We start from the raw sequence: 26,655 nt of genomic DNA on the forward strand, positions 1-26,655 counted from the left end.
CCAATGATGAGTGAAATCAGTGTTGTGATGGGTAGTAAGTCCGACTGGCCAACGGTTAAGGAGGCCTGCATGATCCTGGATCAGTTCGGGGTCGACTACAGTAAGCAGGTTATTTCCGCCCACCGGATGCCAGATGAAATGTTCGCCTTTGCCAAGGGTGCCGTTGCCAACGGGACGAAGGTCATCATCGCCTGTGCCGGTGGGGCCGCCCACCTGCCGGGGATGATTGCGGCGAACACGCCCCTGCCGGTGATCGGGATTCCGGGCCAAACCCACGCCCTCGGTGGGATGGATTCACTGCTGTCGATCGTTCAGATGCCGGCCGGGATTCCGGTTGCCACCACGGCGATCGGGGTGGCCGGGGCCAAGAACGCAGCCCTGTTGGCCCTCCAGATTCTCGGCATTAATGATGCCAAGATCCAGCAGCAGATTGTCGACTACCGCAAGCAGATGCACGACCAAGCCGCAGAAAGCAGTGCGCACCTTGACTAAGATGATTCAACAGGGACAGACAATCGGTATTATCGGCGGTGGCCAGCTCGGCCAAATGATGGCCCTGGACGCCAAACAGACGGGGATGAAGGTCATCGTCCTCGATCCAACCCCGGCGTGCCCGGCCGGCCAGGTGGCGGACAACCAGATCGTGGCGCCCTATGCCGACGTCAAGGCAATTGAGGAACTCGCCCGCCGTTCGGACGTTTTGACCTACGAATTTGAAAATGTTGACCTGAAGGCCCTGGAAGACGTTGCCGACAAGGTCTACGTGCCCCAAGGAACCCACCTGCTTTACACCACCAAGAACCGGATCCGCGAGAAGACCTTCCTGCGCGATGCCGGGCTGAAGACGGCGCCGTTCATGGCCGTCAAGAATGTCGCTGACCTGAAGGCAGCTGTTGAAAAGATTGGCTACCCCTGCGTCCTTAAGACCTGCGAGGGCGGCTACGATGGACACGGTCAGGAGGTCCTGCACAGCGATGCCGACCTAGCCAAGTGTGACGGGATCCTGTCGACCAAAGACGCCATCCTGGAAGGTTGGGTACCGTTTGAGCTGGAATGTTCGGTAATGGTGGGCCGCAACGAAAATGGCGAAGTAACGGTCTTCCCCGTTTCTGAAAACATCCACCACGATGAGATCCTGCACCTGAGCATCGTCCCGGCGCGGATTTCCCCGGCCCTTCAGGAAAAGGCTCAGCAGATGGCGGTCAAGATTGCCCACGCCATTGACCTCCGGGGGATCCTGGGCGTCGAAATGTTCGTTGGCAAGGATGGCCAAATCTACATCAACGAACTGGCGCCACGGCCGCACAACTCCGGTCACTACACGATCGAGGCCTGCAACTTCTCCCAGTTTGCGATCCACAACCGGGCGATCTGCAACTGGCCGCTGCCCAAGATTGAGCTCTTAAAGCCGGTCGTAATGGTCAACGTCCTTGGCCAGCACGTCGCCGGGGTCCGGGAACAAATCGCCCACAAGCCGAACTGGCACTTCCACGACTACGGCAAGGCGGAAATTCGTCACAACCGGAAGATGGGCCACGTCACGATCTTAACCGACGACATTGAACAAACACTGAAAGAAATTGACGAAACCGGCATCTGGGAGAAGTAAAGTTCGGCTTTACGGCAAAGCGGTGCCTGTGCGATAATGATGGCAGAACGAAGAATAGAGAGGAATTTTAACTGATGATTGATCGCTATACTAGTCCTGAAATGAAGAAGATTTGGAGCCTGGAAACCCAGTACCAGTGCTGGCTGGAGGTTGAAATTGCCGCCGACGAAGCCTGGAGCAAGCTCGGTCACATCCCGGCCGAAGACGTTGAAAAGATCCGCAAGAATGCCAAGTTCAGCGTCGAAGGGATTGCCGAAATCGAAGCCGTCACCCACCATGACGTGATCGCCTTCACCCGTGACGTCTCCAAGTCCCTCGGTCCCGAACGGAAGTGGGTCCACTACGGAATGACCAGTACCGACGTTGTTGATACCGCCCAGGGCCTGCGGCTGAAGCACGCCAACGACATCATTCGCAAGGACATCGACGACTTCATGGAGGTCTTGAAGAACCTGGCCGAAAAGTACAAGTACACGGTCTGCATGGGCCGGACCCACGGGATCCACGCGGAACCAACCACCTTTGGCCTCAAGGCGGCTCGCTGGTACTCCGAGATGAAGCGGAACAAGGAACGCTTCGAACACGCGGCCCGCGGCGTTGAAGCCGGTAAGATCTCCGGTGCGGTAGGGACCTTCGCCGAAATCGATCCCTTCGTTGAAAAGTACGTTTGCGACAAGCTCGGTCTGCGGGCTCAGGAAATCTCCACGCAGGTGCTGCCACGGGATCTGCACGCCGAGTACATCGCATCGATTGCCCTGATCGGGACCAGTATGGAAGAGATGGCAACCGAAATTCGTTCCCTTCAGCGGACGGAAATCCACGAAGTCGAGGAGCACTTCGCCAAGGGGCAAAAGGGTTCCTCCGCGATGCCACACAAGCGGAACCCAATTGGCTCAGAAAACATCTGCGGCTGTGCCCGGGTTCTGCGGGGCTTCATGGTTCCGGCCTACGAGGACGTTCCGCTCTGGCACGAACGGGACATCTCCCACTCCAGTGCTGAACGGATGATCCTGCCGGACGCCACCTCGCTGATCGACTACATGCTGAAGCGCTTCGGTCGGATCCTGAAGAACCTCGACGTCTTCCCAGAGACGATGAAGAAGAACATGGACAAGACGCTGGGCCTGATCTACTCCGGCCGGGTTCTGCTCAAGCTGGTCAACTCCGGCATGACCCGGGAAGCGGCTTACGACCTGATCCAGCCATACACCGCCAAGTGCTGGGCCGAACAGATTCCGTTCCGGCCACTGCTGGAGGATGATCCAACCATCCAAAAGCAACTGAGCAAGGAAGACCTGGACGATGCCTTCGATTACCACTGGCACCTCCGCAATGTCGACACGATCTTTAAGCGGGTCGGCCTGGACTAATTGAATTAAAATGACAAACGCCACCCGATAAATTTGCAGATTTATCGGGTGGCGTTTTTGTCTTTATGGGTGATTGGGAAAATTCTTGCCATAGATCTTAAGCTCGCGGTACCGACCGCCGACCTTGGAAATGTCTGGCAGCTGGCCCCAGTGTTCGTAGCCGCAGCTGGTGAAGAGCCCCTGGCTCGGCAGGTTTTCGGCGTAGATGTAGGCAATCACGGTCTTGAAGTGGAGATGTTCACGAATCTGCTGGTCGGCAAAGTTCAATAGCATCCGGCCAAGTCCGTGTCGGTGGGCCTGTCGATGAACGTAGATGGCGATCTCCGCCGAATCGGCGTAGGCGGGGTGGGGGTAAAAGTGCTCGAGGGCACACCATCCACGGACCGTGCCGTCGACCGTGACGACCCAAAGTGGGTGGCGGGCGTCAAACTGGGCGAACCAGTCCGCACGCTCCGCCACCGTGATGGGCATGCTTTCGTCGGTTGCGATCCCGCTGGCGACGGCTTCGTTGAAGATCGCGATGATTGCCTGCCGGTCGGTGGGCTGAGCGCGGCGAATTTTGATGGTGCTCTTGCACGTCATTTGAATCAACTCCATAAATGAAATTACTATTATTATTGTAACCGAAAAACGCGTCTCCCCAAATCAGGAAGGCGCGTTTCTTTTATACGGTCACCGGAGCCGGCGTGGTCTGCCAGCTATTCGCCAGTGGCAAGGCCGCCACTTGCTGGTGACTCTTTTGGAGTTTCTTCATTAAAGCAGTTAATTGTGCTTGCGTGATTACAGGGGTCAGGCCGCTCCAGTAGTGGTTGCCGGTTACCTGGCGCTTCCACTGCGCGGTGGGAACGCTGGAAGCGATGGAAAGCAGGTTGCCCGTTCCCGCGATCGTGATGAGGTAACGCTGGGGCACTGCCGCCAGCGACCGGGCACGGGCCGGCCGCCGGTAGCTGTTGAACTCGCGGCCGCAGTTACCCTTGACGATGTCGTCACCGGTGGCCAGCAGGTCGCTGAGAATGCTGTTGGCGGTTGGGGCGGCCCCGGCACCCGGCCCGGTATAGGTTGTTTCGCCCAGTGCATCGCTTTGGATGGCAATCGCGTTTTGAACACCGTTGACGTGGGCCAAGGGTTCAGCCGCGGGAAGTGCCGCCGGACCGACGAAGGAGAAGAGCTGGTGGTTAAACTCCTTGGCAACAGCCAGGAGTTTGATCTTCAATCCCAGTTGGTCGGCGCTCTGGAGCTGGGCCGGTGTGATGGTAGTGATTCCCTGGGAAGGAACGTCAGCGCAGCGTAGCGACTGCCCGAAGGCAAAACGGCTCAGGATGATCAGCTTGTAGGTGGCGTCGATCCCCTGAACGTCGTTGGTCGGGTCGGCCTCGGCATAGCCCAGCTTTTGGGCCGCCTGGAGTGCCGTGGCGTAATCCTGCTTTTCCCGGTCCATGGCGGTCAGGACGTAGTTGGCGGTGCCGTTGATGATGCCCGTGATCTGGGTGATCTGGTCCGTTTCAAGACTGCTGGAGAGAATCCGCAAGATCGGGATGCCCCCGGCGACGCTGGCCTCGTAGAAGAAGTCCACCTTGGCCGTCTTTGCCAGGTCCAGCAGTTCCGGTCCCGCCGTGGCCAGCAAGTCCTTGTTGGCGCTGATGATCGACTTGCCGTTTAGGATCGCCTGGCAGATGGCGACCTTAGCCGGTTCAATCGTACCCATGGCTTCAATCACGATCTGGATTTCCGGGTCATCGACCACCGTGGCGACCTTGTCCGTTAAAATCGTGCCCGCGGGCAGGTCGTCATTTTGGTGCCGGGCGAGGTTGTGCACCGCCACGCTCTTGAGCTTAAATTGAAAATCCTGCGTCCGCGAGATCTTCGGGGCTTGTTTTTGCAGGAGGGCAACGACGCCCTTGCCGACGGTGCCGAGGCCTAATAATCCAATCGTGATTGTTCTCATTGTGGGTACTCCTTTCTAAATTTTGGCGAGTGCTTGGTCGAGGTCGGCGATCAGGTCGTCGGCGTTTTCAATCCCCACGGAAACCCGGATCAGGTCGGGCGTAACCCCGGCGGCCTTGAGCTGTTCATCGTTCAGCTGGGCGTGGGTCGTTGAAGCCGGGTGGATAATCAGTGACTTGGCGTCCGCCACGTTGGCCAGCAGGGAGAAAAGCTTCAGGTTGGCAATTAGTTGCTTACCAGCTTCCTCGCCACCCTTGAGGCCAAGGGTGAAGATGGAGCCGACACCTTTCGGGAAGTACTTATCCGCCAGTGGTTTGTAGGGACTGTCCGGCAACTCAGGGTAGTTGATCCAGGCGACTTTCGGGTGGTTGCTCAGGAACTTGACGATCTTGCGGGTATTGGCCACGTGCCGTTCAACCCGCAGCGACAGGGATTCCAGTCCCTGCAAGAGGAGGAAGGAGTTGAACGGGCTGATCGTGGCGCCGAGGTCCCGCAGCGTCTCGGCCCGGACCTTGGTGGTGAAGGCGGCACCCGGCAGGTCCGCGAAGACGATCCCGTCGTACTGATCGTTCGGTTCGGTGAAGCCGGGGTAGCGACCGCTGGCCCGGTAGTCGAACTTGCCGTTTTCGACGATTACCCCGCCCATCGTGGTTCCGTGGCCGCCAATGAACTTGGTTGCCGAGTGGACCACCACGTCAGCACCGTGGTCCAGCGGCTTTACCAGGTAGGGTGTCCCGAAGGTGTTGTCGACGATCAGGAGGATGCCGTGCTGGTGGGCAATTGCGGCGATCTTTTCAAAGTCCACCAGGTTGATCCGCGGGTTACCGATGCTTTCGACGTAGAGGGCCTTGGTGTGGTCGTTGATCTCCTTAGCAAAGTTTTCGGGATCGTCCGGATTGACGAAGTGGGTGGTGATGCCGAGCTTTGGCAGGGTGACGGCAAAGAGGTCGTAGGTCCCACCGTACAGCGTGCTAGCGGCCACGATCTCGTCACCCTCCGCGGCAATATTCAGGATGGCGGCGGTAATGGCGGCCGAGCCGGTGGCCAGGGTGACCCCAGCCGTCCCGTTTTCCAGGGCGGCAACCCGCTTGTCGACAACGTCGGTGGTTGGGTTGGTCAGCCGGGTGTAGATGTTGCCGGGGGACTTGAAAGCGGTCGGCGGCCTCTTTGGCATCCTTAAAGACGTAGGAGGTGGTTTGATAAATTGGTACCGCGCGGGAACCGGTTTCGTCAACGTGCTGGCCGGCGTGGACTTGGAGGGTTTCAAAATGGTAGTTGTGCTTGTTTTCTGTCATATTAATAACCTGCTTTCTTGTTTGATGATCGTGAACCAGTTTTGGTAAATAAGCTGGGCGGAGTCTTGCCAGGAATAATTGACTGGCCCGCCCGTTCCATTAATGAAGTAGTTCTGCGGGGCGTGGATGGCGCGCCGCTTTTTTTGATCCCGGTAGTATTCTTTTGCCAGTGTGTCGCGGTCGTATTCCGGATGGCCGGTAATGTAGGTGTGGCGGCGTTGATGGGACCGCAAGATCAGCGGTCCGGCTCCCTTACTGGCGGCGATGATTGCAAGATCGCCGGGCAGGTGGTGGGGATCCAGGACGCTGGCGCTATGCCGGGACTGTGGCATCTTGATCAGCCCCCCGGCACCGAAATCGCGAGCGAGGCGGGAGCGAGAGTTGACCTGATTGGCCGCGTAAACGCCGAATAACTTGCTGGCCAGCTGCCGCTTTTGGATCGCAAAGTCGATGAAGAGTCCCGCCTGGGCGGCCCAGCATTCAAAGAGGGTTTCGCAGACGTGGTGCTGGGCCCAAGTGAGGATCTGGCGAAATTCCTGCCAGTAGTCGACGGCTTCAAAGGGAAGCTGCTCGACCGGCGCCCCGGTGACCACCAGGCCGTCAAAGTAGTTGTCCTGAACCTGGGCGAGGCTGAGATAATGCTTCTTGATGACGGCGGGGGCGATTCCCTTGAAGTGATGGCTGGCCGGGTAGAGGAAGCTGACCGTAACGTCGGTGGCCAGGTTATCAAAGCGCTTGAGGAACTGGAGCTCGGTCGTCAGCTTGGTCGGCATCAGATTGAGCACCGCCACCTGGAGCGTTCCCTGCTGCGGTCGGTTCCGCCACTGACCATTTGCCAGTGCCAGACCGTTACGTGCGTTTGCTGTCATTTGAATCAACCCCTTTCTGAAAAATAAAAAGCCTTCGTCGCCGGTCCTATTGCTAGGATTCCGGGACGAAGGCTTTCGCGGTACCACCCTGATTCGCTGTCGGCTCACACCGACAGCCTTAATAAGTACTCACCCAATGATATTGAGTGAAGACCCGACATGATACCGGTTGTCAACCGTTTCCCCAGCCCTGCGACCGGGAGAAAAAACTCGGAGCTCATCTTCGTGCGGCTGACAATTACCCTTCTCATCATTCGGGATTCTCTGTGAAAAGTCATTGGCACTACTCTTCTCTTCAACGTCTAATCATTTTCTAATTGTTTTGTAGTTTAACACCACTTTTGTGAAAGTCAAGAAAATATTTCGGGCGATGATGCCTATCAGCTGGGCTCTATATGGTAAGGAAATTAATCAAAAAGATTTTTTGACGATCGGCCAGCAATCCATTTCTTGCAGCAAACGCGAACTTTATAGCTGGATTTGCGCAACTATGTTTGTAAATAGTGTTGACATCATCAGATGCAAATAGTATATTGATGGCATAAAGAGCGAATAAACGTCGCTTACTAACTGATATAGTTCGTGTTTTATAAAAGGAGCCAGCAAGACAATGGATAAGTTACTGTATACCGGAAAAGCTAAGCAGATGTGGCAGACGGATGATCCCGAGGTGCTGCGGGTCGTCTACATGGACCAGGCAACCGCGCTGAACGGCAAGAAGAAGGACCACTTCGCCGGTAAGGGGGCCGCTGCCAAGGCCATCTCTGATCTGGTATTTAACTACCTGATTGAACACGGGATTCCGACCCACTTCATCAAGCAGCTTTCCGCCACCGAGGACCTGGTCAAGAAGTGCCAGATGTTCCCACTGGAATTCGTTACCCGCAACGTCATTGCTGGCCACTTCGCCAGCCGCTACGGCCTCGACGAAGGAAAGGTGCTGCCGGAACCGGTTGAGGAAACCTTCTTCAAGAGCGACAAGCTGGACGACCCGTTCATCAACGAATCGGCCGCCATTGCCCTCGGCATTGCCAGCCATGAGGACCTCGAAAAGATGTGGGGCCTCTGCCGCGAAGTCAACGGCCTGCTCAAGCCACTCTTTGAAAAGGCGGGGATGCAGCTTGTCGACTTCAAGCTGGAATTTGGTCGCCTGACGAACGGCGACATTGTCCTGGCCGACGAATTCTCACCTGACAACTGCCGGCTGTGGGACCTCAAGACCGACGAACACCTGGACAAGGATGTTTACCGGCGCAAGCTTGCGAATCTCACCCAAACCTATGACGAAGTATTATCACGCCTGCAAAACGTATTAGCGGAGGAGAACTAATCATGACTAATGTTCGGATTTTCGTAACCTACAAGCAATCAGTTTTTGACCCCCAGGGTGACACGATCAAGGAAGCCATCCACACCTTGGGCCACGACGAAGTAACGGACGTTCACGTCGGCAAGTTCTTCGACGTCACGATCAAGGGCACCGGGGATGCAGTTGACAAGGCCGTCAAGGAAATCGCCGACCAGCTGCTGGTGAACTTCAACATGGAGACTTATCACTACCAGGTATTGGAGGAAGCATAATGAAGATTGCGGTAATTGTTTTCCCAGGCTCCAACTGTGATGTTGACCTGTACGAAGCCCTGGGCACCGTCTGCGGGGCGGATGTCGACTACGTTTCCCACCACGAGAGCAGCCTGGACGGCTACGACGCCGTCATGCTGCCGGGGGGCTTTTCCTACGGTGACTACCTGCGCGCGGGTGCGATTGCCCGCTTCACCAACATCATGCCGGCAATCATCAAGATGGCCAACGAAGGCAAGCCCGTCTTCGGGACCTGCAACGGTTTCCAGATCCTGACGGAGGCCGGTCTCTTGCCGGGGGCCCTCAAGCGGAATGACTCCCAGAAGTTCGTCTGCAAGACCGTGCCGCTGGAAGTCGTCAACAACCAGACCCTCTTTACCACCCAGTATCAGGAGCACGAGCGGATCGCCCTGCCGATCGCTCACGCCGACGGCAGCTTTTACGCTGACGAAGAAACACTGAACGAACTCGAAGCCAATCACCAGGTCGTCTTTCGGTACGCAGAGGAGAATCCAAATGGTAGTTTGCGAAATATTGCTGGAATTACTAACAAGCGTGGCAACGTTTTGGGAATGATGCCCCATCCGGAACGGGCAGTCGAAGCCATCCTCGGTAACACGGACGGCTTACGGTTATTCAAGTCCCTGTTGGCGAACGGACGCGTGAAAGTGGGGGAATAAAATGGAACAAGCAATGACGCCGGAAGAGATCAAAGAAAAGAAGCCCTACCTGGACTGGAGCCTGAGTGAGGACGAGTACAACTACATCAGCGAAAAGCTCCTGGGCAGACTGCCAAACTACACGGAAACCGGCCTCTTCTCCGCAATGTGGAGTGAGCACTGCTCCTACAAGAAGTCCAAGCCCGTCCTGCGGCTCTTCCCGAACAAGAACAGCCGCGTGCTGCAGGGTCCCGGTGAAGGTGCCGGGGTCGTTGACATTGACGATGGCCAGGCGGTCGTCTTCAAGGCCGAAAGCCACAACCACCCAACGACGGTTGAACCTTACCAGGGGGCTGCAACTGGGGTCGGCGGCATCCTGCGGGACATCTTCAGCATGGGTGCCCGCCCGGTTGCTTCCCTCGACTCCCTGCACTTCGGCGAGCTCGACAACGCGACGACCCGGATGAAGGTCGACGGCACGGTGCGCGGGATCGGTGACTACGGCAACTGCATGGGGATCCCAACCATTGCCGGTGAAACCACCTTTGATCCCTGCTACCAGGGGAACGTCCTTTGCAACGCCATGAGCGTCGGGCTGATGGACCAAAAGGACATTCAAAAAGGGAAGGCCGCCGGGATCGGCAATGCCGTCATGTACGTCGGTGCCAAGACCGGTCGTGACGGGATTCACGGTGCCACCTTTGCCTCCGCTGACTTCAGCGACGAAAACGCCACCCAGCGTTCCGCCGTCCAGGTCGGCAACCCATTCATGGAAAAGCTTTTGCTGGAGGCCTGCCTGGAACTGATTACCAAGCACCCCGACTGGCTGGTCGGCATCCAGGACATGGGGGCCGCCGGAATCGTCTCCTCCAGTGCCGAAATGGCTTCGGAAGGGAAGTCCGGCATGGACCTCGACCTCGACCTGGTTCCACAGCGGGAAACCAACATGTCCGCTTACGAGATCATGCTGAGTGAATCCCAGGAACGGATGCTTCTCTGTGTCAACAAGGGCCACGAGGAAGACGTCAAGAAGATCTTTGACTTCTACGACCTCGATGCCGTCACGATCGGCCGGATCACGGAAGGTCACCAGTACGTCCTGCACCACGATGGTCAGGTCGTCTGCGACATTCCGGTTTCCACCCTGACCGATGACGTCTTGGAAGAAGCCAGCGACGAAAAAAAGCCAGCTCGAATCACTGCGGCTGAGCAGGAAGCAGCATGGCAGCCAGAAATTAAGGATGCCGAACAAACGCTCCGTGACCTGCTGGCCCAGTCGACGATTGCCGACAAGAGCAGCTTCTACCAGCAATACGATTCCCAGGTGCGGACCTCGACGGTTGTCGGCCCCGGCAGTGATGCCGGCGTGCTTCGCGTTCGCGGGACGCACAAGGGCCTGTCGATGACGACGGACGGCAACGGTCGCTTCGTCTACCTCAGTCCCGAGGTTGGGGGCCAAATTGCCCTGACCGAGGCCGCCGCCAACATCATTGCCAGCGGCGCCGAACCACTGGCGATCACCGACTGCCTGAACTACGGTGATCCGAACGATCCCGAGATTTTCTGGGAACTCCACCAGTCCGTCAAGGGGATGGCGGATGCCTGCCGGGTCTTTGATACGCCGGTAATCTCCGGGAACGTTTCCCTTTACAACGAAAATAACGGCCAGGCCATTCACCCGACGCCGATGGTCGGCATGGTGGGCCTGGTTAAGAACATTGACCGCGTCGTGCCAAGTTTTGTCCAGCACGCTGGCGACCGGGTCTACCTGGTCGGCTCGACCCGCGACGACTACGCCGGTTCCGAATTGCAGAAGATGCTGACCGGCGACATCAGCGGGGTTGTCCAGGAATTTGACCTCGACCACGTTCACGACTACATGCAGCGCCTGCTTCACACGATGGAGAACGGCCACGTCCAGAGCGCCCACGACCTGAGCGAGGGTGGCCTGGGGGTTGCCCTGGCCGAAACCCTCTTCAAGACCGACCGGGGGCTGAACCTGGACCTCCGCCACCTGACGAGTGCCCAGCTCTTCAGTGAAACGCCGGGCCGCTTCGTCGTCACCGTTGCGCCGGACCACGTTGCCGCCTTTGAACAGGACCTGGGGGATGACGCCCAATTTGTCGGGACGGTTACCAACACCCACTGGCTGGAAGCCCACCTGGCCGACGCCGAGATTAACCAAAACGTAACGGAACTACAAAAGATTTGGGAGGAGGCAATTCCGTGCCAAATGAAATCAAAGGATTAAATGAAGAATGTGGAGTCTTCGGGGTCTTTGGCGCACCTGACGCCGCCCAGCTGACCTACTTCGGCCTCCACACCCTCCAGCACCGTGGCCAGGAGGGGGCCGGGATCGTCTCCAGCGACGGCACCACCCTCTACCAGCACCGCGACCGGGGACTGCTGGCCCACGTCTTCGCCGATCCGGCCGAGCTCAAGCGGCTGGTCGGGGATTCGGCCATCGGTCACGTTCGCTACGGGACCAGCGGCCACAATTCGATTGCCAACGTCCAGCCGTTCCTCTTCCGCTTCCACGACGGTGACATTGCCCTCGCCCACAACGGGAACCTGACCAATGCGGTCACCTTGCGGCGGGAGCTGGAGGATGACGGGGCGGTCTTCCAATCCGATTCTGACACCGAGATCCTGATCCACCTGATCCGCAAGCACATCAAGGAGGGCTTTATCCCCGCCCTGAAGAAGAGCCTCAACCAGGTTCACGGCGGCTTTGCCTTCCTGCTCCTCCAAAAGGACCGGCTGGTTGCAGCCCTCGACCCAAACGGAATTCGCCCGCTGTGCATCGGTCAGTTGGACAACGGCGCCTACGTGGTGGCCAGTGAAACCTGTGCCCTCGATATCGTTAACGCCCAGTTCGTCCGTGACGTCCAGCCGGGTGAATTGATCGTGATCGACCGCGATGGCCTGCACATTGATCACTACACCACCGACACCCAGCTGGCGATCTGCTCGATGGAATACATCTACTTTGCCCGGCCGGATTCGATCATCCACGGGGTGACCGTCCACAACGCCCGCAAACAGATGGGCCGCCTGCTGGCCCGCGAGCACCCGGTCGACGCTGACATGGTGATCGGGGTGCCGAACTCCTCCCTGTCCGCCGCCAGTGGCTACGCCGAGGAATCAGGCCTACCGTACGAAATGGGGCTGATCAAGAGCCAGTACATTGCCCGGACCTTTATCCAGCCAACCCAGGCCCTGCGTGAACAGGGCGTCCACATGAAGCTCTCCGCCGTGCGCGGGGTGGTCAACGGCAAGAAGGTCGCGGTCGTCGACGACTCGATCGTGCGGGGGACGACCTCCAAGCAGATTGTCCAGATGCTGAAGGACGCCGGGGCCAAGGAGGTCCACCTCCTGATTTCCTCGCCACCGTTCCGCTTCCCGTGCTTCTACGGGATCGACGTTTCGACCCGGTCCGAACTGATGGCCGCGCACTACTCCGTTGAGGAAATGCGCCAGCTGATCGGGGCCGACACCCTGGGCTTCTTGAGCGTTGACAGCCTGGTCAAGGCGATCAGCGTTCCCAATGCCGGGGATGCCCCGTACGGCGGACTGACGGTGGCCTACTTCAACGGTGACTACCCGACGCCGCTCTACGACTATGAGGCCGGCTACCTGAAGTCACTGAATGAACAGGAACGACGCGCACGAAAGGAACGATTATCATGAACCGATACCAAGAAGCCGGCGTTGACGTCAACGCGGGGTACGAACTCGTTCGCCGAATCAAAAACGCCGTCAAGTCCACCGACCGGCCCGGCGTCATGTCCGGGATCGGCAGTTTCGGCGGGATGTTCGACCTGGGTGAATTAAAGGTCAAGCACCCGATCCTGGTTTCCGGGACCGATGGCGTAGGGACCAAGCTCCTGATCGCCCAGAAGATGAACAAGCACGACACGATCGGGATCGACGTCGTGGCAATGTGCGTCAACGACGTCCTGGCCCAGGGTGCCGAGCCGCTCTTCTTCCTTGACTACATCGCCACCGGTCACAACGAACCAGCAAAGATGGCCGACATCGTTTCCGGCGTGGCAGCTGGCTGCCGGGACGCTCACACGGCCCTGGTCGGCGGGGAGACCGCCGAGATGCCGGACATGTACGCCAAGGAAGAATACGACCTGGCCGGGACCGTCACCGGGGTCGTCGAGAAGGATCAATTGCTGACCGCGGATCTGCCCCAGGAGGGCGACGTCCTGCTGGGCCTGCCGTCCAGCGGCCTTCACTCCAACGGCTTTTCCCTGGTTCGGCAGATCCTCTTCAAGGACCACGACGTTCAGCTGACCGACAAGCCGGAGCTGCTGCAAGGACAGACGGTTGGTGAAGCCCTGCTGACGCCGACCCGGATTTATGTCCGCCAGCTCCTGCCACTGATTCGTGCCGGCCTGCTCCACGGGATCAGCCATATCACCGGTGGCGGATTGATTGAGAACGTGCCGCGGATGTTTAGCGATGAGCTCCAGGCCGTGATTGACCACACCGCCTGGCCGACCCTACCGATCTTCGACTACCTAAAGGAACTGGGTCAGCTGCCGACTGCCGACTGCTTCCAGACCTTCAACATGGGGATCGGGATCGTCCTGGCGGTGGCACCAGCTCAGGTGGCCGCGGTTCAAGAACGGCTGCAGGACGCGGGGATGGTCAGCTACCAGCTCGGCCAGCTACAATCCCGGCCGGCGGATGAAGAAAAGATTGTAATTAAGTGAGGCGTAATCAAATGAAAACCGCAATTTTGGCTTCGGGAAACGGAACGAACTTCGAAGTCCTGGCTAAGCACTTTCAAGCCGGTGACCTGCCAGGCGAACTGGCGCTGCTGTTTTGCAACCACCCGGACGCACCGGTGATGGATCGTGCAAAGCGACTCGGCATCCCGGCGGTCAGTTTTACCGTCAAGTCCTGTGGTGGCAAGGAGGCCTACGAAGAGAAGCTCCTGGGCGTCCTGCAGGAATACGGGATTGACTTCATCGCCCTGGCCGGCTACCTGCGGGTGGTCGGGCCAACGATCCTGAACCACTACGACCACCGGATCATCAACTTGCATCCGGCCTGGCTGCCCGAATACCCCGGCCTGCACTCCATCGAGCGGGCCTTTGCCGACCATCGCTCCCAAACCGGGGTCACGGTCCACTACATTGATGCCGGCCTGGATTCCGGCCCCATCATCGCCCAGTGCCATGTGCCGATCCTGACCACGGACACCGAAGAGACGCTGGAGACCCGGGTCCACGCAACCGAGCACCAGCTTTACCCATTAGCATTGAAGCAAGCATTAACCGCATTGAATGAAAAGGAGAATTAATCCATGAAACGTGCATTGGTAAGTGTATCTGATAAGAACGACCTGGTTCCTTTCGTTAAGGGCCTGGAAGAAAACGGCTACGAAATTGTTTCCACCGGTGGTACCAAGAAGGTCCTCGATGAAGCAGGGGTCAAGACGATCAGCATCGAAGACGTTACCCACTTTCCAGAAATCCTGGACGGCCGGGTCAAGACCCTGAACCCATACGTCCACGGCGGGCTGCTGGCCCGGCGTGAGCTGCCAGAACATATGGCAACGCTGAAGAAGCTCAACATCACGCCAATCGACCTGGTGTGCGTCAACCTCTACCCGTTCAAGGAAACGATCGAGAAGCCGGACGTTAAGCTTGCCGATGCAATCGAAAACATTGATATTGGTGGCCCATCAATGGTCCGGTCCGCTGCCAAAAACTACCGCGACGTCACGATCGTCGTGGACAAGGCGGACTACAATCAGGTATTGGATGAAATTAAGGAAAACGGCGACACCACCCTGGACACCCGGGCCAAGTTGGCTGCCAAGGCCTTCCGCCACACTGCCGCTTACGACGCCCTGATTTCCCAGTACCTGACCAAGCAGACCGGCCTGGAAGACCCAGAACAGCTGACCCTGACCTGGAACCTGAAAGAAACGATGCGCTACGGCGAAAACTCCCACCAGAAGGCATGGCTGTACGAAGACGCCCTGCCAAAGGACTTCTCGATTCTCCAGGCCAAGCAATTGCACGGTAAGAAGCTGTCCTACAACAACATCAAGGACGCCGACGAAGCCCTGCGTTGCATCCGCGAATTCGACGAACCAACCGTTGTTGCCATGAAGCACATGAACCCGTGTGGCATTGGCCGCGGTGAAACTCTGGAACAGGCCTGGGACCGCGCCTACACCGCCGACTCCGTTTCGATTTTCGGTGGGGTGATTGCCCTCAACCGGAAAGTCGACCTGGCCACCGCCGAAAAGATGCACAAGATCTTCCTGGAAATCGTCATCGCCCCCGGCTTTGACGACGATGCCTACGCCGTTTTGGCCAAGAAGAAAAACATCCGGCTGCTCAGCTTGGACTTCTCCAAGAAGGACGAACCAACCAAGCACGAGGTTGTCTCCGTCATGGGTGGGATGCTGATGCAGGAACAAGACACTTTGCAGGAAGACTACCACGACTGGAAGTGCGTCACTGACGTTCAGCCAACCGAACAACAGCTCAAGAACCTGATGTTTGCCTGGAAGGCCGTTAAGCACGCCAAGTCCAACGCCATCGTCCTGGCTAACGACGAGCGGACCCTGGGTGTCGGCGAAGGTCAGCCGAACCGGATCGACTCCCTGAAGATCGCCGTCAAGCATGCCGGCGACGACATCGACGACCGGACCGTGATGGCCTCCGACGCCTTCTTCCCGTTTGGCGACTGCGTGGAATACGCCGGCCAACACGGCATCAAGGCCGTTGTTCAACCGGGTGGCTCCATCCGTGACCAGGAATCCATCGACATGGCCAACAAGTACGGCATCGCCATGGTCACCACCGGCATCCGCCACTTCCGGCACTAAAATCGTAGCTGCCGATCGTATCGTTGCGGTCAGATTTCAAGAAAAAGGGGAAAGCATCGATGACTGAACAAGTGAACGTATTAGTAGTTGGTGAAGGGGGCCGCGAATTCGCGATCGCCCATAAACTCCAGCAGAGCCCTAAGGTCAAGCAGGTTTACTGCGCACCCGGCAACGTGGGGATGAAGACGGTCGGCGTCGTGCCGGTTGCCATTCCGGAAACCGACTTTGCGGGCCTGATCCGCTTTGCCAAGGAGCACCAGGTGGCTTGGACCTTCGTGGGCCCCGAGGACTGCCTGGTCGACGGGATCGTGGACGACTTCCGTGCGGCGGGGCTAAAGGCCTTTGGACCGAGTGCCCGGGCCGCCCAGCTGGAAGGATCGAAGGACTACGCCTTGAACTTCATGAACAACTATGGCGTTCCCACTGCGCGTCACGCCTCCTACCGCGACCAGACGGCGGCAATTCGCGACGTTGACCAGTTTGGCTTCCCGGTCGTGATTAAGGAAAACGGCCTGGCCGGCGGGAAGGGGGTTGTGATTGCCCCCGACCGTGACACCGCGGTCCAGACGATCAAAGAGATGTTTGGCCAGGGTCAGGCCCGGCTGGTGCTGGAGGAATGCCTGCAGGGGCAGGAGTACTCCATGTTCGTTCTCCTGAGCAACGACCACTACCGGATCCTGCCGATGGCCCAAGACCACAAGCGGGCCTACGACGGTGACAAGGGCCCCAACACCGGTGGCATGGGCGCCTACAGCCCGCTGCCGCAGTTGAGTACGGCTGACTACCAGCGGATGGTCGACGAGGTAGTGACGCCAACCGTCAACGGTTTGGTGGCCGGTGACTACGACTACCACGGCATTCTCTACATCGGGCTGATCCTGACCGCGGACGGGCCCAAGGTAATCGAATACAACGTGCGGCTTGGGGATCCGGAGACCCAGGTGATCCTGCCGCGGCTTGCGACCGACCTCTTTGACCTGGTCGACGCTGCCCTAAACGACCAGCCGCTGCCGGAGGTCAAAGAGGATCCGGCGGCCTGTCTGGGGGTTGTCCTGGCTTCAAAGGGCTACCCGACTAAGCCGGTCCACGGTCAGTCCCTGGGTGAATTTCCCCAGGAGGACGGTATTGAGATCGCCTATGCCAACGTCGCCGGTGACCTGGGTGATCTGCGCGGGAATGGTGGCCGCCTGCTGATGGTCCTGGCCAAGGACGCCAGTCTGAAGCAGGCCCACGACCGGGTCTACCGCTACCTGGACGGCCTGGATGAGCCGGAATGCTTCTACCGTCACGACATCGGTGCCAAGGCCGGTTTATAGTAATTAATATAGAAAAAGCGTCTCCCACAATTGGTGAGGCGCTTTTGTAATGGGAATCCCGTTAGCAAGGCCGTGTGACGAGCTTCACAAAAAGCCGACATTTTAAGAGGCTTGCTATTGGAATTTATCCGGGATTGGATTAAAATGGTATGGAAATGCAACTGCATGGTATTTTAAGAAGAAAGAGGTCAAAAACAATATGGCTAAATTAGTACTGATTCGTCACGGCCAAAGTGAATGGAACCTTGCCAACAAGTTCACCGGCTGGATCGATGTTGACTTGAGCGAAAAGGGTGTTGAACAAGCTAAGGAAGCTGGTAAGGCCCTGAAGGAACACGGCATTGAATTCGACTATGCCTACACTTCCGTTCTGAAGCGTGCCATCAAGACGCTGCACTACGCTCTGGAAGAATGCGACCAGCTCTGGATCCCAGAATTCAAGACTTGGCGCTTGAACGAACGTCACTACGGCGCTCTGCAGGGCCTGAACAAGAAGGCTACTGCTGAAAAGTACGGGGACGAACAGGTTCACATCTGGCGTCGTTCATACGACGTTCTGCCACCACTGCTGAAGGCCAGCGACGAAGGTTCTGCTCTGCACGACCGTCGTTACGCAAACCTGGACCCACGGACTGTTCCGGGTGGTGAAAACCTGAAGGTCACCCTGGAACGGGTTATTCCGCTTTGGCAAGACGAAATCGCACCAAAGTTGCTGGATGGCAAGAACGTTATCATTGCTGCCCACGGTAACTCCCTGCGTGCCCTTTCCAAGTACATCGAAAACATCTCTGACGAAGACATCATGAACCTGGAAATGGCTACTGGCCAGCCAGTTGTTTACGACTTCGATGACAAGCTGAACGTTCTCAGCAAGGAAAAGTACTAAAATAATTGATTGGTGGTTTGTTTGCCCAACCCGCAGCCACCGGTTAAGCAAAAATTCCCGGTCGCACCTGATCGGGAATTTTTAATTTTTTTGAAAAATACTGGAAGAATTGGGCGAATGAATTGTGACCACCATCAGTTGTGTTATGATGGACAATAAATCAATTTTAGATGGAGTCGAGTATCGAATATGAAAAAACAACACAAGCTATCATTAAAGGACTTTATCAAGGACTTGAAGGCCCTGGTAAAGCCTAATTATCTGAAGGCAATGTGGCCGGTCGGTGGGATCACCATCATCTTCATTGCCCTGACCTGCATCCTGGCCTTTTTGGCAACCAGCGTGATGTCATCAATGATGATGAGCGTCATGATGATCATGTACGGGATGGCCTCAGCATCTGCCCTGGGGATGGGCCTGCTGGAGATCCTGGCAGCGGCCGGCATCGCCATTGCCCTCTCGTTCTTCTTCAACTTCTACACGGTGGCGGTCCAGTACACCTACCAGGATCGCCTGAAGCATCCTGAACAGCCGGTCAGCGCCGGCTCCATCTGGATGCACTTCAAGCACCTGCGGAAGAACCAGGTTTGGCGGATCATCCTCTACATCGGCCTCTTCACCTTCTTGTGGAGCCTGCCATTGGACATTGTTGGTGGCCTGGTCGGCGGCATGACCAAGAACGCGGTTTGGCCACTGTTGATCCGGATCGCAAACGACGTGGTAATCCTGTGGAAGTCAATTGAATATTCCCAATCTTACTTCCTGTACCGGGAAAAGCAGCCCCAGTTCCTCGGCCAGTCGATGCGGCACGCCTTGACTGCCAGCCGGCGGTTCATGGGTGGTCGCAAGTGGAACTACTTGCTGATCAACATCGTGGTGGAAGTTCTGCCAATCCTGGTTTGGACGCTGATCTTCGGTGGCCTGGCATACTACGGCAATTACACCGCCACCTACGTGCTGACCTACGTCGGGATTGCCCTGGTTATCATTGGGATTGCCTGCTTCCTGCCGGTTGTCTTGGCTGCCGGGACCCTCTACTTCACGAAGAGCAAGGAAGAACCGGACGGGGTTGACCTGGATGAAATCTTCAAGGATACCTTCAAGCCGGTTGCTGAACTGACGGGTGAGGCTTACGTTCACGAAATTTACGTGCCAAAGAAACCTAAGAAACAGCCGGAACCGGTTGCCAAGAAGGAAGAAAAGCCGAAGCGCGAGGCAAAGAAAGACGAATAATTTGAATGAGGATGGGGCATTGGACGGTGCCTCATTTTTTTTGCACTCTTAAGAACCTTGACAGTGTGGCCCGGCAGCGGGTACAATAACGGCAATAATCAAAGGCAATTCGCCAGGCAGAGTAGCTGGCGGGGTGGACATGCAGAGAGCTCGCGGCAATTGAGAGCGGACCAATCCCCGTGGCAAATTACACTTGGCGGGCCTTTCAAACTTGAACGGATCGTCCCGTTATCGACGAAGAGCGGTAGCCCACGCGTGGGTTGCAATTCAAGGTGGTAACGCGGTAAATCGTCCCTGACTTCAGTTGAAGTCGGGGTCTTTTTTGTATCCGGGACCTTTTAGGATGGAGGAATAGCAGATGAACATTATTGATGATTTGAAGTGGCGGGGTGCAATCAACCAGGCCACGGACCTCGACGGCTTGAAGAAGCTGACCGAAGACAAGCAGATTGCCCTCTACTGTGGGACCGACCCGACTGGCGATAGCCTGCACATCGGTCACCTGATCCCATTCATGATTCTGAAGAGATTCCAGCTGGCGGGCCACCACCCAGTGATCATTATCGGTGGTGGGACCGGCGCGATCGGTGACCCGTCCGGCCGGAAGACTGAACGGACGCTGAAGACCGAATCCCAGCTGGAGCACAACACCACGGCCCTGACCAACCAGATGAAGAAGCTCTTCGGGACCGAGAACTTCACGATCGTCAACAACTACGACTGGCTGAGCAAGCTCAACATGATCGAGTTCCTGCGTGACTACGGGAAGCTGTTCAACCTGAACACGATGCTGAACAAGGAGGTTGTGGCTAGCCGTCTGGAAGCCGGGATCTCCTTTACCGAGTTTACCTACCAGATTCTGCAGGCGATCGACTTCCTGCACCTCTACCGCAACAACGACGTTCAGCTGCAAATCGGTGGCTCCGACCAGTGGGGGAACATCACGTCTGGAATCGACCTGATCCATAAGATCGAAGGTTCCGACACCGAGGTTTACGGTCTGACGATCCCACTGATGCTCAAGTCTGACGGAACCAAGTTCGGGAAGACTGCCGGCGGGGCGGTTTGGCTCGACCCGAAGAAGACCTCACCGTACGAGTTCTACCAATTCTGGATTAACCAGGATGACCGTGACGTGGTGAAATACCTCAAGTACTTCACCTTCCTTTCCAAGGACGAGATTGACGATCTGGCAGAAAAGGTCAAGACCGAACCGTGGAAGCGGGAAGCACAGCGCCGCCTGGCCGAAGAAGTGACGAAGTTCGTTCACGGCGAAGAAGCCGTCAAGGAAGCGGAACGGATCAGTAAGGCCCTCTTCTCCGGGGATGTTGCTGACCTGTCCGTTGATGAAATTGAACAGGGCTTCAAGAACATGCCATCGGTTGACGTAGAAAATAAGAAGGAAAACATCGTGATCTGGCTAACGGACAATGGGATCGAACCATCCCGTCGGCAGGCACGCCAGGATGTTTCCAACGGTGCCATCCGGATTAACGGTGAAAAGGTTGACGATGTTGACGCGGAGATCGACCCAAGCAGTCACTTTGACGGCAAGTTTGTCATCGTCCGGAAAGGAAAGAAGCACTACTTCCTGGCCCGGGTAAAATAATTTGAAATTTAATTGTTAGTAAACGGCTATTTTGAGCGGCGCATTCCGCTTGAAATAGCCGTTTTATTTTCGCAATTCCTAACATTTGAATTTATGAACATCGGTAAAATACAGGAATGACAAAAAAGTCCAGTCTGTCTATAAAATGGTGGTTGACGTCGGGGGAGTTTCACGGTATAGTAATTAACGTTGTCAAAGGGAACAGCAATGTTTCCTCAAACTTGTCAAATTAATTGTTGACAGTGATTTGGTGACATGATATATTATTTAAGTCGCTTGCGTTAAACAAGTTTGATTGATAAAATTAGTTCTTGACATTTAACCGCAATGTGATATAATTAGTTCGTTAACTGTTTGCGGTTAACGAACGGTAGACCTTTGAAAACTGAACAAAGTTTCGACGAATCAAATGTGTAGGGTCTTCAATCACTTCGGTGATTTGAAGCAAAACATTTGCGAAGTCAATTCGCTTAATAACTTTTAATTTGAGAGCTATCTCAAATTCTTATATTTTATATGAGAGTTTGATCCTGGCTCAGGATGAACGCCGGCGGTGTGCCTAATACATGCAAGTCGAGCGCACTGGCCCAACTGATCTGACGTGCTTGCACTGAAGTGACGATGGATTACCAGTGAGCGGCGGACGGGTGAGTAACACGTGGGCAACCTGCCCTGAAGCGGGGGATAACATTTGGAAACAGGTGCTAATACCGCATAACAACGAAAACCACATGGTTTTCGTTTCAAAGATGGTTTCGGCTATCACTTCAGGATGGGCCCGCGGTGCATTAGCTTGTTGGTAGGGTAACGGCCTACCAAGGCAATGATGCATAGCCGAGTTGAGAGACTGATCGGCCACAATGGAACTGAGACACGGTCCATACTCCTACGGGAGGCAGCAGTAGGGAATCTTCCACAATGGGCGCAAGCCTGATGGAGCGACACCGCGTGAGTGAAGAAGGGTTTCGGCTCGTAAAGCTCTGTTGTTGAAGAAGAACGTGCGTGAGAGCAACTGTTCACGCAGTGACGGTATTCAACCAGAAAGTCACGGCTAACTACGTGCCAGCAGCCGCGGTAATACGTAGGTGGCAAGCGTTATCCGGATTTATTGGGCGTAAAGCGAGCGCAGGCGGTTGCTTAAGTCTGATGTGAAAGCCTTCGGCTTAACCGAAGAAGTGCATCGGAAACTGAGCGACTTGAGTGCAGAAGAGGACAGTGGAACTCCATGTGTAGCGGTGGAATGCGTAGATATATGGAAGAACACCAGTGGCGAAGGCGGCTGTCTGGTCTGCAACTGACGCTGAGGCTCGAAAGCATGGGTAGCGAACAGGATTAGATACCCTGGTAGTCCATGCCGTAAACGATGAGTGCTAGGTGTTGGAGGGTTTCCGCCCTTCAGTGCCGCAGCTAACGCATTAAGCACTCCGCCTGGGGAGTACGACCGCAAGGTTGAAACTCAAAGGAATTGACGGGGGCCCGCACAAGCGGTGGAGCATGTGGTTTAATTCGAAGCTACGCGAAGAACCTTACCAGGTCTTGACATCTTGCGCTAACCTAAGAGATTAGGCGTTCCCTTCGGGGACGCAATGACAGGTGGTGCATGGTCGTCGTCAGCTCGTGTCGTGAGATGTTGGGTTAAGTCCCGCAACGAGCGCAACCCTTGTTACTAGTTGCCAGCATTCAGTTGGGCACTCTAGTGAGACTGCCGGTGACAAACCGGAGGAAGGTGGGGACGACGTCAGATCATCATGCCCCTTATGACCTGGGCTACACACGTGCTACAATGGTCGGTACAACGAGTCGCTAACCCGCGAGGGCAAGCTAATCTCTTAAAGCCGATCTCAGTTCGGACTGTAGGCTGCAACTCGCCTACACGAAGTCGGAATCGCTAGTAATCGCGGATCAGCATGCCGCGGTGAATACGTTCCCGGGCCTTGTACACACCGCCCGTCACACCATGGAAGTTTGTAACGCCCAAAGTCGGTGGCCTAACCATTTTGGAGGGAGCCGCCTAAGGCGGGATAGATGACTGGGGTGAAGTCGTAACAAGGTAGCCGTAGGAGAACCTGCGGCTGGATCACCTCCTTTCTAAGGAATAAAACGGAACCTACACATAGTTGAAACTTTGTTTAGTTTTGAGGGGTTTACCTTCAAAACTTACTGAGACGCTTATTTGGGCCTATAGCTCAGCTGGTTTAGAGCGCACGCCTGATAAGCGTGAGGTCGATGGTTCAAGTCCATTTAGGCCCATTATGGGGAATTAGCTCAGCTGGGAGAGCACCTGCTTTGCAAGCAGGAGGTCATCGGTTCGATTCCGTTATTCTCCATTGCTAACCGTGAGGTTGGCACGAGTTTGTACTTTGAAAACTAAATAATATCTATTTTCTTATTTATTAACTTAAAACAATAAACCGAGAACACCGCGTTATTTGAGTTTTATTAACGAAATAATCGCTAACTCAATTAATCAAGGTGATCACGACGTGATCATCAAGGTTAAGTTATGAAGGGCGCATGGTGAATGCCTTGGTACTAGGAGCCGATGAAGGACGGGACAAACACCGATATGCTTCGGGGAGTGGTAAGTACACTTTGATCCGGAGATTTCCGAATGGGGAAACCCAAGCACCTTAGTCGGTGCTTGCTTGACCAGTGAATCTATAGCTGGCAAGCGGTAAACGCAGTGAACTGAAACATCTCAGTAGCTGCAGGAAGAGAAAGAAAATTCGATTCCCTGAGTAGCGGCGAGCGAAAGGGGAAGAGCCCAAACCAGTGAGCTTGCTCACTGGGGTTGTAGGACTGAACATTTGAGTTACCAAAGTGCGACGTAGTCGAAACAGTTGGGAAGCTGTGCCAGAGATGGTGAAAGCCCAGTAGACGAAACGTCACACCCTCAGTTCAGGATCCTGAGTACGGCGGGACACGTGAAACCCCGTCGGAAGCTGCGAGGACCATCTCGCAAGGCTAAATACTACCTAGTGACCGATAGTGAACCAGTACCGTGAGGGAAAGGTGAAAAGCACCCCGGAAGGGGAGTGAAATAGTTCCTGAAACCATGTGCCTACAAGCTGTCGGAGCCCGTTAATGGGTGACGGCGTGCCTCTTGCAGAATGAACCGGCGAGTTATGATTGCATGCAAGGTTAAGGTGGAAAAACCGGAGCCGCAGCGAAAGCGAGTCTTAAATGGGCGTATGAAGTATGTAGTTATAGACCCGAAACCAGGTGACCTACCCATGTCCAGGTTGAAGGTGCGGTAAAGCGCACTGGAGGACCGAACCCGTGTCAGTTGAAAATGGCTGGGATGAGGTGTGGGTAGCGGTGAAATTCCAAACGAACTTGGAGATAGCTGGTTCTCTCCGAAATCTCTTTAGGGGGAGCCTTGAGGTAAGAATCGTGGAGGTAGAGCTACTGTTTGGACAAGGGGCCCGTCATGGGTTACCAACTTCAGATAAACTCCGAATGCCATTGATTTATCCTCAGGAGTCAGACGATGAGTGATAAGATCCACCGTCGAAAGGGGAACAGCCCAGATCACCAGTTAAGGTCCCTAAATATATGCTAAGTGGAAAAGGATGTGGAGTTGCATAGACAACTAGGATGTTGGCTCAGAAGCAGCCATCATTTAAAGAGTGCGTAATAGCTCACTAGTCGAGTGATCCTGCGCCGAAAATGTACCGGGGCTAAGCATATTACCGAAACTGTGGATGTGCACTATGTGCACGTGGTAGGAGAGCGTTCTAAGGGCGGCGAAGTCAGACCGTGAGGACTGGTGGAGCGCTTAGAAGTGAGAATGCCGGTATGAGTAGCGAAAGACAGGTGAGAATCCTGTCCACCGAATGACTAAGGTTTCCTGGGGAAGGCTCGTCCTCCCAGGGTAAGTCGGGACCTAAGCCGAGGCCGAAAGGCGTAAGCGATGGATAACAGGTTGAGATTCCTGTACCAGTTAACTGCGTTTGAGCAATGGAGGGACGCAGGAGGCTAAGCGATCCGCACGATTGGAAGAGTGCGGTCAAGCAGTAAGTCAGGAGTTGAGTCAAATGCTTAACTTCGGGTTGACAAGCTGTGATGAGGAGTGAACTTTTAGTAACGAAGTCGCTGATGTCACACTGCCGAGAAAAGCTTCTAGCAAGTAGTTAACTGCCCGTACCGCAAACCGACACAGGTAGTCGAGGAGAGAATCCTAAGGTGAGCGAGAGAACTCTCGTTAAGGAACTCGGCAAAATGACCCCGTAACTTCGGAAGAAGGGGTGCTGGCCGCAAGGCCAGCCGCAGTGAATAGGCCCAGGCGACTGTTTATCAAAAACACAGGTTTCTGCAAAATCGTAAGATGAAGTATAGGGGCTGACGCCTGCCCGGTGCTGGAAGGTTAAAAGGAAGGGTTAGCTTCGGCGAAGCTCTGAATTGAAGCCCCAGTAAACGGCGGCCGTAACTATAACGGTCCTAAGGTAGCGAAATTCCTTGTCGGGTAAGTTCCGACCCGCACGAAAGGCGTAACGATCTGGGCACTGTCTCAACGAGAGACTCGGTGAAATTGAAATCCCTGTGAAGATGCAGGGTACCCGCGACAGGACGGAAAGACCCCATGGAGCTTTACTGTAGCTTGATATTGAGTGTTTGTACTGCTTGTACAGGATAGGTAGGAGCCGTAGAAAGCGGAACGCTAGTTTCGCTGGAGGCGTTGGTGGGATACTACCCTTGCATTATGACCACTCTAACCCGCAGCACTGAACGTGCTGGGAGACAGTGTCAGGTGGGCAGTTTGACTGGGGCGGTCGCCTCCCAAAAGGTAACGGAGGCGCCCAAAGGTTCGCTCAGAATGGTTGGAAATCATTCGCAGAGTGTAAAGGCACAAGCGAGCTTGACTGCGAGACAGACAGGTCGAGCAGGGACGAAAGTCGGGCTTAGTGATCCGGTGGTTCCGCATGGAAGGGCCATCGCTCAACGGATAAAAGCTACCCTGGGGATAACAGGCTTATCTCCCCCAAGAGTCCACATCGACGGGGAGGTTTGGCACCTCGATGTCGGCTCATCGCATCCTGGGGCTGTAGTCGGTCCCAAGGGTTGGGCTGTTCGCCCATTAAAGCGGTACGCGAGCTGGGTTCAGAACGTCGTGAGACAGTTCGGTCCCTATCCGTCGCGGGCGTAGGAAATTTGAGAGGACCTGTCCTTAGTACGAGAGGACCGGGATGGACATACCGCTGGTGTACCAGTTGTTCCGCCAGGAGCATCGCTGGGTAGCTATGTATGGACGAGATAAACGCTGAAAGCATCTAAGTGTGAAACTCGCCTCGAGATGAGATTTCCCATTCCCTTCGGGGAAGTAAGACCCCACAAAGATGATGTGGTAGATAGGATGGAAGTGGAAGTGCAGTGATGCATGGAGCGGACCATTACTAATCGGTCGAGGACTTAACCAAGAAGAGCG

The 26,655-nt window shown here is 55.7% G+C and carries 18 protein-coding genes, 2 tRNA genes, 2 rRNA genes and 1 pseudogene; 19 read left to right on the forward strand and 4 right to left on the reverse strand.

Annotation, left to right across the window (positions count from 1 at the left end; all coding sequences use genetic code 11):
* Positions 1-6: 6 nt before the first annotated feature.
* The 3 genes from purE (at position 7) to purB (ending at position 2,979) form a co-directional block, all read left to right on the forward strand.
* Positions 7-492, forward strand: a complete 486-nt coding sequence (gene purE, locus LKE23_RS07700; protein WP_291976777.1) for a 5-(carboxyamino)imidazole ribonucleotide mutase — start codon at positions 7-9, stop codon at positions 490-492.
* A gap of 1 nt (position 493) precedes the next feature.
* Positions 494-1,609 carry a 5-(carboxyamino)imidazole ribonucleotide synthase gene (gene purK, locus LKE23_RS07705; RefSeq protein WP_291978280.1) on the forward strand — a complete coding sequence of 372 codons (1,116 nt, stop codon included), beginning with the start codon at positions 494-496 and terminating at the stop codon, positions 1,607-1,609.
* A gap of 74 nt (positions 1,610-1,683) precedes the next feature.
* Positions 1,684-2,979: an adenylosuccinate lyase gene (gene purB / locus LKE23_RS07710; RefSeq protein WP_291976778.1), complete on the forward strand. Its 1,296-nt coding sequence runs from the start codon at positions 1,684-1,686 to the stop codon at positions 2,977-2,979.
* Between the two features lie 63 nt (positions 2,980-3,042).
* On the opposite strand, the gene LKE23_RS07715 is transcribed toward purB, so the two are convergent.
* From LKE23_RS07715 to LKE23_RS07730, 4 genes and pseudogenes are all read right to left on the reverse strand, one after another.
* Positions 3,043-3,561: a GNAT family N-acetyltransferase gene (locus LKE23_RS07715; RefSeq protein WP_291976779.1), complete on the reverse strand. Its 519-nt coding sequence runs from the start codon at positions 3,559-3,561 to the stop codon at positions 3,043-3,045.
* Between the two features lie 82 nt (positions 3,562-3,643).
* A complete protein-coding gene (locus LKE23_RS07720; RefSeq protein WP_291976780.1) occupies positions 3,644-4,924 on the reverse strand; it encodes a homoserine dehydrogenase in 1,281 nt (426 codons plus the stop codon).
* A 15-nt stretch (positions 4,925-4,939) separates the two neighbouring features.
* Positions 4,940-6,218, reverse strand: a pseudogene (locus LKE23_RS07725) (O-acetylhomoserine aminocarboxypropyltransferase/cysteine synthase family protein).
* Complete coding sequence (locus tag LKE23_RS07730; protein WP_291976781.1) at positions 6,215-7,087, reverse strand: homoserine O-acetyltransferase/O-succinyltransferase family protein; 873 nt, start codon at positions 7,085-7,087, stop codon at positions 6,215-6,217. The pseudogene LKE23_RS07725 and the gene LKE23_RS07730 overlap by 4 nt, the downstream one beginning before the upstream one ends.
* 610 nt (positions 7,088-7,697) lie before the next feature.
* Here LKE23_RS07730 and purC point away from each other — a divergent pair.
* The 16 genes from purC (at position 7,698) to LKE23_RS07810 (ending at position 26,647) form a co-directional block, all read left to right on the forward strand.
* Complete coding sequence (gene purC / locus LKE23_RS07735) at positions 7,698-8,417, forward strand: phosphoribosylaminoimidazolesuccinocarboxamide synthase (RefSeq protein WP_291976782.1); 720 nt, start codon at positions 7,698-7,700, stop codon at positions 8,415-8,417.
* A 2-nt stretch (positions 8,418-8,419) separates the two neighbouring features.
* Complete coding sequence (purS, locus tag LKE23_RS07740; RefSeq protein WP_267202355.1) at positions 8,420-8,668, forward strand: phosphoribosylformylglycinamidine synthase subunit PurS; 249 nt, start codon at positions 8,420-8,422, stop codon at positions 8,666-8,668.
* Positions 8,668-9,348 carry a phosphoribosylformylglycinamidine synthase subunit PurQ gene (gene purQ / locus LKE23_RS07745; RefSeq protein ID WP_291976783.1) on the forward strand — a complete coding sequence of 227 codons (681 nt, stop codon included), beginning with the start codon at positions 8,668-8,670 and terminating at the stop codon, positions 9,346-9,348. The genes purS and purQ overlap by 1 nt, the downstream gene beginning before the upstream one ends.
* Before the next feature lies 1 nt (position 9,349).
* Entirely contained in the window at positions 9,350-11,578 is a 2,229-nt protein-coding gene (purL, locus tag LKE23_RS07750; protein ID WP_291976784.1) for a phosphoribosylformylglycinamidine synthase subunit PurL, read from the forward strand.
* Complete coding sequence (gene purF, locus LKE23_RS07755; protein ID WP_291976785.1) at positions 11,554-13,017, forward strand: amidophosphoribosyltransferase; 1,464 nt, start codon at positions 11,554-11,556, stop codon at positions 13,015-13,017. The genes purL and purF overlap by 25 nt, the downstream gene beginning before the upstream one ends.
* Positions 13,014-14,051 carry a phosphoribosylformylglycinamidine cyclo-ligase gene (purM, locus tag LKE23_RS07760; protein ID WP_291976786.1) on the forward strand — a complete coding sequence of 346 codons (1,038 nt, stop codon included), beginning with the start codon at positions 13,014-13,016 and terminating at the stop codon, positions 14,049-14,051. Before purF ends, purM begins: the two co-directional genes overlap by 4 nt.
* Before the next feature lie 11 nt (positions 14,052-14,062).
* Positions 14,063-14,644 (forward strand): phosphoribosylglycinamide formyltransferase, encoded by a 582-nt coding sequence (gene purN / locus LKE23_RS07765; protein ID WP_291976787.1) that lies wholly within the window; start codon positions 14,063-14,065, stop codon positions 14,642-14,644.
* 3 nt (positions 14,645-14,647) lie between these two features.
* The gene (gene purH / locus LKE23_RS07770; protein ID WP_291976788.1) at positions 14,648-16,186 is read left to right on the forward strand and encodes a bifunctional phosphoribosylaminoimidazolecarboxamide formyltransferase/IMP cyclohydrolase; all 1,539 of its coding nucleotides are present in this window, start codon (positions 14,648-14,650) and stop codon (positions 16,184-16,186) included.
* Between the two features lie 59 nt (positions 16,187-16,245).
* A complete protein-coding gene (purD, locus tag LKE23_RS07775; RefSeq protein WP_291976789.1) occupies positions 16,246-17,502 on the forward strand; it encodes a phosphoribosylamine--glycine ligase in 1,257 nt (418 codons plus the stop codon).
* Between the two features lie 199 nt (positions 17,503-17,701).
* Positions 17,702-18,388 carry a 2,3-diphosphoglycerate-dependent phosphoglycerate mutase gene (locus LKE23_RS07780; protein WP_267202347.1) on the forward strand — a complete coding sequence of 229 codons (687 nt, stop codon included), beginning with the start codon at positions 17,702-17,704 and terminating at the stop codon, positions 18,386-18,388.
* Positions 18,389-18,577: 189 nt separating this feature from the next.
* Positions 18,578-19,621, forward strand: a complete 1,044-nt coding sequence (locus LKE23_RS07785; RefSeq protein ID WP_291976790.1) for a hypothetical protein — start codon at positions 18,578-18,580, stop codon at positions 19,619-19,621.
* Positions 19,622-19,979: 358 nt separating this feature from the next.
* Positions 19,980-21,230, forward strand: coding sequence for a tyrosine--tRNA ligase (gene tyrS / locus LKE23_RS07790; protein WP_291976791.1), 1,251 nt, complete (start codon positions 19,980-19,982; stop codon positions 21,228-21,230).
* Positions 21,231-21,742: 512 nt separating this feature from the next.
* Positions 21,743-23,318, forward strand: a 16S ribosomal RNA gene (locus LKE23_RS07795).
* A gap of 87 nt (positions 23,319-23,405) precedes the next feature.
* Positions 23,406-23,480, forward strand: a tRNA-Ile gene (locus tag LKE23_RS07800).
* Between the two features lie 4 nt (positions 23,481-23,484).
* A tRNA-Ala gene (locus LKE23_RS07805) sits at positions 23,485-23,557 on the forward strand.
* A 167-nt stretch (positions 23,558-23,724) separates the two neighbouring features.
* Positions 23,725-26,647 (forward strand): 23S ribosomal RNA (locus LKE23_RS07810).
* Together the 16S and 23S rRNA genes with 2 tRNA genes alongside form the textbook arrangement of a ribosomal RNA operon.
* Positions 26,648-26,655 lie beyond the last annotated feature (8 nt).

This window comes from Limosilactobacillus sp. (genome assembly GCF_022482365.1).
Classification (GTDB): Bacteria; Bacillota; Bacilli; order Lactobacillales; family Lactobacillaceae; genus Limosilactobacillus.